The organism is Arthrobacter sp. B2a2-09 (assembly GCF_027587375.1).
Classification (GTDB): Bacteria; Actinomycetota; Actinomycetes; order Actinomycetales; family Micrococcaceae; genus Arthrobacter.
Genome location: NZ_JAMXIC010000082.1, coordinates 1 through 564, shown reverse-complemented (window position 1 = coordinate 564; position 564 = coordinate 1). Strand labels below are relative to the sequence as shown.

Here is a 564-nt window from a genome sequence, read left to right as displayed (position 1 = left end):
GCTGGCCTTGGCTTGCGTCTCAGCAGCACGCGCCGTTGCAGCACCAGTGAAGCCGTCCAGAGGCGAGGCGTTGCCCGCCAAGGCGTTCTCTACCGGCGCAGCCCAGCCACCGGGGACCAGCTTGTTCATGCCAAGCGAGCCAACGTCGGCCACGGTCTTGAATACTTTCTTGCCACTGCCCATATCAGATACTCCGTTTGACGATTGAGGTTGTGTGTTCCATGCCGAGGCTCGTCAGAAACCGCAGCATGGCCTGTTTGCGAGGATTCGCAAGCATTCCGACTTGGAAGTCCGTTGCGTGGATTTGGGTCGCGAGTGAGTGCATCGCGTTCAGGTAGTCCTCAAGGTCCATGGTGCCGAACCGTGGGCCTACGATTTCCTCAGCCAGCGTGCGAGTTGGGCTATGCCAGTCCTCACACTGCCCGACCAATCCGATCCACGTAGGACCGACGAACCAGAACAGCTCACCAGCTTGCAGCAAAGGCCGCAGGCGCTCAGTAGCCACCTCTGGACTGTAAACCGGGAAGCCCTGAGCCTGCATGCTGTCGAACGCAGAGCCGAGCA

Annotated in this window: 2 protein-coding genes; both read right to left on the bottom strand. The window is 60.3% G+C overall.

The features are described 5' to 3' along the window. Nucleotides 1–183 (bottom strand): hypothetical protein (locus NFJ07_RS25615; protein ID WP_269998918.1); only part of this gene is annotated, 183 nt, incomplete at its 3' end. A gap of 1 nt (nucleotide 184) precedes the next feature. Then, a partial coding sequence (locus NFJ07_RS25610; protein WP_269998916.1) for a hypothetical protein occupies nucleotides 185–564 on the bottom strand: 380 nt, incomplete at its 5' end.